8 protein-coding genes are annotated in these 6,441 nt (G+C 64.7%); 4 read left to right on the top strand and 4 right to left on the bottom strand.

Annotated features, from left to right (window positions below; all coding sequences use genetic code 11):
• Together EOA28_RS20615 and EOA28_RS20610 are read left to right on the top strand one after the other, a co-directional pair.
• Positions 1-827: ATP-binding protein (locus tag EOA28_RS20615; protein ID WP_245501569.1), on the top strand; the 827-nt coding region annotated here is incomplete at its 5' end.
• On the top strand, positions 824-1,525 hold the full coding sequence (locus EOA28_RS20610; protein ID WP_127249498.1) for a response regulator transcription factor: 702 nt from the start codon (positions 824-826) through the stop codon (positions 1,523-1,525). The genes EOA28_RS20615 and EOA28_RS20610, both read left to right, overlap by 4 nt.
• 49 nt (positions 1,526-1,574) lie before the next feature.
• Here the strand turns inward: EOA28_RS20610 and EOA28_RS20605 are convergent, their stop codons facing one another.
• Complete coding sequence (locus tag EOA28_RS20605; RefSeq protein ID WP_127249499.1) at positions 1,575-2,153, bottom strand: invasion associated locus B family protein; 579 nt, start codon at positions 2,151-2,153, stop codon at positions 1,575-1,577.
• A 202-nt stretch (positions 2,154-2,355) separates the two neighbouring features.
• On the opposite strand from EOA28_RS20605, the gene EOA28_RS20600 reads away from it, so the two are divergent.
• Both EOA28_RS20600 and EOA28_RS20595 read left to right on the top strand, forming a co-directional pair.
• A complete protein-coding gene (locus EOA28_RS20600) occupies positions 2,356-2,661 on the top strand; it encodes a hypothetical protein (RefSeq protein WP_127249500.1) in 306 nt (101 codons plus the stop codon).
• A 248-nt stretch (positions 2,662-2,909) separates the two neighbouring features.
• Positions 2,910-3,377: an NUDIX hydrolase gene (locus tag EOA28_RS20595; RefSeq protein WP_127249535.1), complete on the top strand. Its 468-nt coding sequence runs from the start codon at positions 2,910-2,912 to the stop codon at positions 3,375-3,377.
• Between the two features lie 6 nt (positions 3,378-3,383).
• On the opposite strand, the gene EOA28_RS20590 is transcribed toward EOA28_RS20595, so the two are convergent.
• The 3 genes from EOA28_RS20590 to EOA28_RS20580 form a co-directional block, all read right to left on the bottom strand.
• A complete protein-coding gene (locus EOA28_RS20590; RefSeq protein WP_127249501.1) occupies positions 3,384-4,220 on the bottom strand; it encodes a citryl-CoA lyase in 837 nt (278 codons plus the stop codon).
• Positions 4,217-5,401 (bottom strand): CoA transferase, encoded by a 1,185-nt coding sequence (locus EOA28_RS20585; RefSeq protein WP_127249502.1) that lies wholly within the window; start codon positions 5,399-5,401, stop codon positions 4,217-4,219. The genes EOA28_RS20590 and EOA28_RS20585 overlap by 4 nt, the downstream gene beginning before the upstream one ends.
• 6 nt (positions 5,402-5,407) lie before the next feature.
• Positions 5,408-6,441, bottom strand: a 1,034-nt coding sequence (locus EOA28_RS20580) for a tripartite tricarboxylate transporter permease (protein ID WP_128315216.1), incomplete at its 5' end; no start/stop codon positions are given.

The following is a 6,441-nucleotide window of genomic DNA, read 5'->3' as shown; positions in this document are numbered from 1 at the left end:
ACCGCTGCCTGCTCGACGCCTTGGTCGACCAGGCAGCGGTGGCCATCGAGCGGGTCCAGCTCGTCGCCGATGTCGACCGCGCCCGGCTTGCGGCCGAAGCGGACCGGTTGCGCTCGGCGCTGCTCACCTCGATCTCCCACGACCTGAAGACGCCGCTCGCCGCGATCATGGGCGCGGCCGGCACGCTGAAGGAATTCGCGCCGGCGCTGCCGGAAAAGGATCGCGCGGAGCTTCTGTCGACGGTCGTCAGCGAGTCGGAGCGGCTGAACCGCTTCATCGCCAACCTGCTCGACATGACCAGGATCGAGTCGGGCGCGATGGAGCCGAATTACGCGCTCCATTATGTCGGCGATGTCGTCGGCTCGGCGCTGAACCGGGCGCAGAAGATCACCGCCGAGCACACAATAGAGACCGACATTCCGGCCGACCTGCCGATGCTGCGGCTCGATCCCGTGCTGTTCGAGCAGGCGCTGTTTAACCTCCTCGACAATGCCGCCAAATATGCCTCGCCCGGCTCGATCATCCGGCTGCAGGCCTGGGTCGACAATGGCGCCATCATCCTGCAGGTGATGGATGAGGGGCCGGGCATCCCACCGGGCGACCTGGAGCGGATATTCGACACCTTCTACCGCGTGCGCAAACGCGACCAGGTGCGTGCAGGCACGGGCCTCGGCCTGTCGATCAGCCGCGGCTTCATCGAGGCGATGAGCGGCACGATCGCGGCGGCCAACCGCACCGACCGTCCAGGCGCGATCTTCACCATCCGCATGCCGGTGCCGGCTGACTTGCCGGCGCTCGGCGCGCCCCTTACGGATGATGCGGCATGACAAATCAGACCGTGTCCATACTGGTTGTCGACGACGAGCCGCCGATCCGCAAATTGCTGCGCGTCGGCTTGGGCAGCCAGGGCTATACGGTCTGCGAGGCGCCGAACGCCAAGGCGGCGATCGAGCTCCTGCAGACCGAACGGCCGGACCTGATCCTGCTCGATCTCGGCCTGCCCGGCGTGACCGGCCTGGAGCTGCTCGGCAAATGGCGCGGCGACGGGCTCGACATTCCGGTCGTGATCCTGTCCAGCCGCACCGACGAGGCCGGCATCGTCTCGGCGCTCGAGCTTGGCGCCGACGACTATGTGACCAAGCCTTTCGGCATGAACGAGCTGGTCGCGCGCATCCGCGTGGCGCTGCGCCATAAGTTCCAGCAGCAGGGAGAGAAGCCGGTGTTCCACACCGGCGATCTCTCCGTCGACCTAGTGAAGCGCATCGTCAAGGTCGAGGGCAAGGAAGTGAAGCTGTCGCCCAAGGAATACGACATCCTGCGCATGTTAGTGCAGTACGCCGGCAAGGTGCTGACGCATCAGTTCCTGATGAAGCAGATCTGGAACGACTCGACCGACGTGCAATATCTGAGGGTCTATGTCCGCCAGCTGCGGCAGAAGATCGAGAAAACCCCGGACCAGCCGCGCTACATCATCACCGAGACGGGCGTGGGATACCGTTTGCGCGAGGTGGACGGAAACGAATAAGGCGACCGGCTTTCGCCAATCGCCCCAAAATGAATACCCTCGTTGTGGATCAATCCGCCGACAGATCCGCCGTCCGCGCCAGCGCGCTTCCAAAACCGTTGAGCGAGATGGTGAAGGAAATCGGCTGCATAGTATCCGCGGCGATAGCGTTGATCTTCAGCGTGGTGGCGTTCTGCAGCAGCGGCGTGGTGTCGGCGTCGAACGTCACCGGCACCAGACAACCCACCGCCTGGCAGGTGTTGAACTGCAGCGTGCCGTCGAGCTTTTTGTCGTCGATTTCGAGCGCGACGCCGTTGGCCAGCGCAAGTCCGAAAGGCAGCGCCAGCGTGCCCGCGGCGTCCTTACCCGTCTTGGTCGTCAATTCGATCGCCAGCAGCCGCTGGCCGCTCTGCTTGTTGAACTGCTGATGCGACAGGCTGCAGACCTTGTTGGTGCCGGTGACCTGGCAGTTCACCGTCCAGTCGCCATGCGTTTCCGAAAGCGCCGACGCGCCGCCCGGCAGTTGCGGCTTGGCCGCCGCGCCGGCGGGCTGAGCGGCCACCTTGTCGCCCTTGTTCTGCGCGGCGAATGCCGGCGGACCGACGATGCCCGCGACGGCCAGCATCGCTATGGCATACCTGATTTTCATCGAATCCCTCTTTGCCAACCGGCCAGTCGCGTGGACGGGCGAAGCCGCTGTTAGAGCCGCCAGCAGCCGCCGCCGTCAAGTGCAATGCTGAGGCACGGGCCGGATCTCCTTTGGCATGACAATCGATCAGCTGACCATGGCGCCGCCGGTCGAATACCCTATATTAGGCTGAGGTTCTGTTTTTCATGCGGACAAGGAAGCCATGTCGTCCCGCCGCCTATCGACGTTTCTGATTTCAGCTGCCCTGGCGGCCACCGGCTTGCTGGGCATGGCTTCCGGCGTATCGGCCCAGGTCGTCATCCCGACGAACCGCAACGCATTGGTGCAGCAGAACCAGCTGCAGCAGTTGCAGAACCAATTGCAGCGGCAGCAATACCAGCAGCAGCAGCAGATCTATCGTGAGCTCGACCGGCCGACCGTACGCCAGCCTCAGCCCAACGTGCCGGTATATGATCAGACATGTCGCATGGAAGCGGTCGGCAACACGATTTCGCGGGTTTGCCGCTGACATTTTGTTTTTTTCGGTTTATTAGCCGACTTACTTACCGGCAAGATACCGGATTGCAAGGGCGGTGGTTTTAGAGCAATTCCAGGAAAAGTGTGACACGGTTTTCCGTCAGGAATTGCGTCAAGACAGAAAGATAGAGCGGCTCGCCGTTTCCACGAAACGGTGAGACGCTCTAGGGTTTGCAGGAAGGGACGGGTTTTGCCGCGCGGATAGCTTGCGGCGGGACGCTGCTCCTACCGGAATTTGGGATGGCAACAACCAAGAAGAAAGCAGTTCGCCGGGCCAAGAAAGGGCAACGGATCCGCCAGGTGGCGGCCATTCCGTTTCGGTTGCGGGAAGACGGTGGCCTCGAAGTGCTGCTGGTCACCTCACGCACCACGCGGCGCTTCATCGTGCCCAAGGGTTGGCCGATGAAAGGCAAGAGCGGACGCAGGGCGGCAACGATCGAAGCCCAGGAAGAGGCCGGTGTTCTCGGCAAGTCGCTGAAGCAGCCTGCCGGTACCTATTCCTATTGGAAACGCATGACCGAGGGCTTCATTCGGGTGGACGTTTCGGTCTATCTCCTCCAAGTCACGGAGGAACTTGCCGATTGGCGGGAGGCCGCGAACCGGCAACGCGCATGGCTGCCGCCGGCAGACGCTGCCCTGCTCATCGACGAGCCTGAGCTTTCGACGCTGCTCCGGGATCTGACCATTCCGGCGGCCGATCCGGCTTAAACCGTCCTATTCGGTGTCGGGAAAAGGCCGTACCGGCATGCCGGTATAGGCCCACAGCCATTCCCGGGGCAGCGGCCCCTTGTTGCGGTCGCCTTGTTGCGACTGTTCCCATGCATGCGCCAGAATGCCGACCGACCGTGACAAAACGAAAAGGCCGCGCGTCAGCGCAGGGGGGAACCCGAGCTCGCCATAGATGACGGCCGTCGTGCCGTCGATGTTGAGCGGGATCGTCTTGCCCTTGCGCGCGGCGACTTCCGCCTCGATTGCACCGGCAATGTCGGCAAAACGCCCACTGACCACGCCGCGCGCGGCGAATTCCCGTGTCAGCTCGATGAGGCGCGGCGCGCGCGGATCGACCGGGTGGAAGCGGTGGCCAAGCCCCGGCACATAGCCTTTCTCCTCGGCGAAGAAACGATCGAGCCGCGTCTTCACTGCCTGGGCAAGAGGCGTGCCGCCATCCATCGCCGCGGCGATATCGCCATAGAAGGAAAGCGCCTGCTCGCCGGCGCCCCCATGCACGTCGCCAAGCACGTTGATGGCCGACGCCATCGCGTTGTTGATGCCGACGCCGCAAGTGGCGGCCATGCGGGCGATCGCGATCGACGGGGCCTGCGGACCGTGGTCGACGGCCGCGCCCAGCGCAATGCCGAGCAGTGCCGCCTGCTCTTCGCTTGGCAATTCGCCGCGCAGCATCAGCCAGATCATCGCCGGGAAGCTGACGCGGCCGATCAGATCCTGGATCTCGTAGCCGCGCAGCCGGATGACGCCCGGCCGCATCTCGATGATGGACGTTTGCCACCATTCCTCCGCGCGCTCGCGGCCGGTCTTTTTATCTTCGCTCATGCCTGCGCCCTCGACGTACCGCGCCCGGGCAAGGCGGCGAACACCTCGTCCGTATGCTCGCCAAGGCGCGGCGGCGGTGCCGTTGGCGTGGGCGCCACGCCGTCGACCATGAAGCCGCCGCGCACCACCGTCAGCGGCCGATCCATGCCGGACATGCCCTCGAACGAGGTCGCCATGCCGCGCTCGGTGACCTGAGGCTCCTCGAGCACCTGCGGGATCGTCAGCACCCGCCCTGCCGGCACGCCGGCACGGTTGAGTTTCTCTTCCCACGTCGCCGCCGAAGCGCTGCCAAGCGCGTCCTCGATCAGCACCTTCAGCGCTGCCCGGTTCTGCTTGCGCGTCTCGCGCTCGGCAAAGCGTGTATCCGACGCCAACTCCGGCCGCCCGATCAACCCGCAAAGGGTCACGAATTGCTCCTGCTTGTTGGCCGCGATGTTGAGCAACCCCTCGTCGGTGCGGAACGCGCCGGAAGGTGCGGCCGTCATGTTCTCATTGCCCATCGGCTTTGGCTCGACGCCGGCCGTCAGATAGTTCGACACCGGCCAGCCCAGCGCCGACAGCGTGCATTCGAGCATCGAGACGTCGAGAAAGGCGCCCTCGCCTTTTGTCTTCTGCTTCACCAGCGCCGCGGCGATGGCGAAGGCGCCGACCAGCCCGCCCAGCGTGTCGGCCACTGGATAGCCGACGCGCAGCGGCGCCGTTTCCGGCGTGCCGGTAATGCTCATGATCCCCGACAGGCCCTGGATGATCTGGTCGTAGGCGGGATTGCCGCGCATCGGCCCGGTCTGGCCGAAACCGGATATCGCGCAATAGACGAGGCCCGGTCGGACTTCCTTCAGCTTTTCATGGCCGAGGCCGAGGCGATTCATCACCCCCGGCCGGAAATTCTCGACCAGCGCGTCGGCCGTCGCCACCAGGTCGAGGAAACGCTCGCGATCGTCGGGCTTCTTCAGGTCGAGCACAACAGATCGTTTGCCGGCGTTCTGCGCCAGGAACGAGGCCCCCATACCGGCCTGGTTGAGTTCAGGCGAGGCGCCGAGCTGGCGCGCCAGATCCCCGCCCGGCGGTGCCTCAACCTTTATGACGTCGGCGCCGAGCAGCGCCAGCTGATAGGCGCAGTAGGGACCCGCCAGCACATTGGTGAGGTCGAGGACGCGGATGCCGGAAAGCAGGTCTGTCATGATAAATCAGGCATCGCCCGGCACGTGCTCCGGCCCGCGCCTGCGCCGGTGCTCGATCCAGGCCCAGATATGCGGTCCGACAAGGCCGATGAAGGCGAGCGTCAAAAGCGTCAGTGACAGCGGATGCCGGAAGAACACCGTCCAGTCGCCGTTTTCTATCGTCATCGCGCGGCGGAACTGCGTTTCGGCAAGCGGTCCCAGGATCATGCCGATGATCACCGGCGCTGTCGGGAAATCGAAGCGCCGCATCAGGAAGCCTGCCGCGCCCAAGAGATAGAGGATCGCGAGATCGATCGGCGACTGCGAGATGCCGTAGGTGCCGACCGTGGCGAACACCAGGATGCCGGCATAGAGCTGCGGCGCCGGGATCTTCAGGAGCCGCACCCAAAGGCCGATCAGCGGCAGGTTGAGGACGACCAGGATGACGTTGGCGATGAACAGGCTGGCGATCAGGCCCCAGACCAGATTGGCCTGCGTCGTCAAAAGCAGCGGCCCCGGATTGATGCCGTAGCTCTGGAAGGCCGACAGCATGATCGCCGCGGTCGCCGAGGTCGGCAGGCCGAGGGTCAGCATCGGCACCAGGACGCCGGCGGCCGATGCATTGTTGGCGGCTTCCGGCCCCGCGACGCCTTCGATGGCGCCGACCGTGCCGAACTCGTCCTTATGCTTCGAAAGCTTCTTCTCGATCGCATAGGACAGGAAGGTCGGGATCTCGGCGCCTCCGGCCGGCATGGCGCCGATCGGAAAGCCGATCGCGGCACCCCTGAGCCAAGGCTTCCACGAGCGGGCCCATTCGGCCGCCGTCATGTAGAGCGAACCTTTCAGCGGCACGATCTCGTCCTTGCCGGCATAGCGGCGCGAGGCCATGTAGAGCGTCTCGCCGACGGCGAACAGGCCGACCGCGACGATGATGACGTCGACACCGTCGAGCAATTCGGCCGTGCCGAAGGTGAAGCGCGGCTGTCCGGTCTGCAGGTCGACGCCGATCATGCCGACGACAAAGCCGGCGAACAGGCTGGTCAGTCCTCGCACCGACGACG

This window comes from Mesorhizobium sp. M2A.F.Ca.ET.067.02.1.1 (assembly GCF_004023285.1).
Classification (GTDB): Bacteria; Pseudomonadota; Alphaproteobacteria; order Rhizobiales; family Rhizobiaceae; genus Mesorhizobium.
The sequence above is the reverse complement of the archived record's forward strand: the minus strand, read 5'-3'. Positions and strand labels throughout refer to the sequence as shown.

Excerpts from the sequence above, each read along its gene's own strand:
- EOA28_RS20585 (WP_127249502.1), bottom strand. The coding sequence starts at position 5,401 with ATGACAGACCTGCTTTCCGGCATCCGCGTCCTCGACCTCACCAATGTG.
- EOA28_RS20610 (WP_127249498.1), top strand. The coding sequence starts at position 824 with ATGACAAATCAGACCGTGTCCATACTGGTTGTCGACGACGAGCCGCCG.
- EOA28_RS20600 (WP_127249500.1), top strand. The coding sequence starts at position 2,356 with ATGTCGTCCCGCCGCCTATCGACGTTTCTGATTTCAGCTGCCCTGGCG.
- EOA28_RS20590 (WP_127249501.1), bottom strand. The coding sequence starts at position 4,220 with ATGAGCGAAGATAAAAAGACCGGCCGCGAGCGCGCGGAGGAATGGTGG.
- EOA28_RS20595 (WP_127249535.1), top strand. The coding sequence starts at position 2,910 with ATGGCAACAACCAAGAAGAAAGCAGTTCGCCGGGCCAAGAAAGGGCAA.
- EOA28_RS20605 (WP_127249499.1), bottom strand. The coding sequence starts at position 2,153 with ATGAAAATCAGGTATGCCATAGCGATGCTGGCCGTCGCGGGCATCGTC.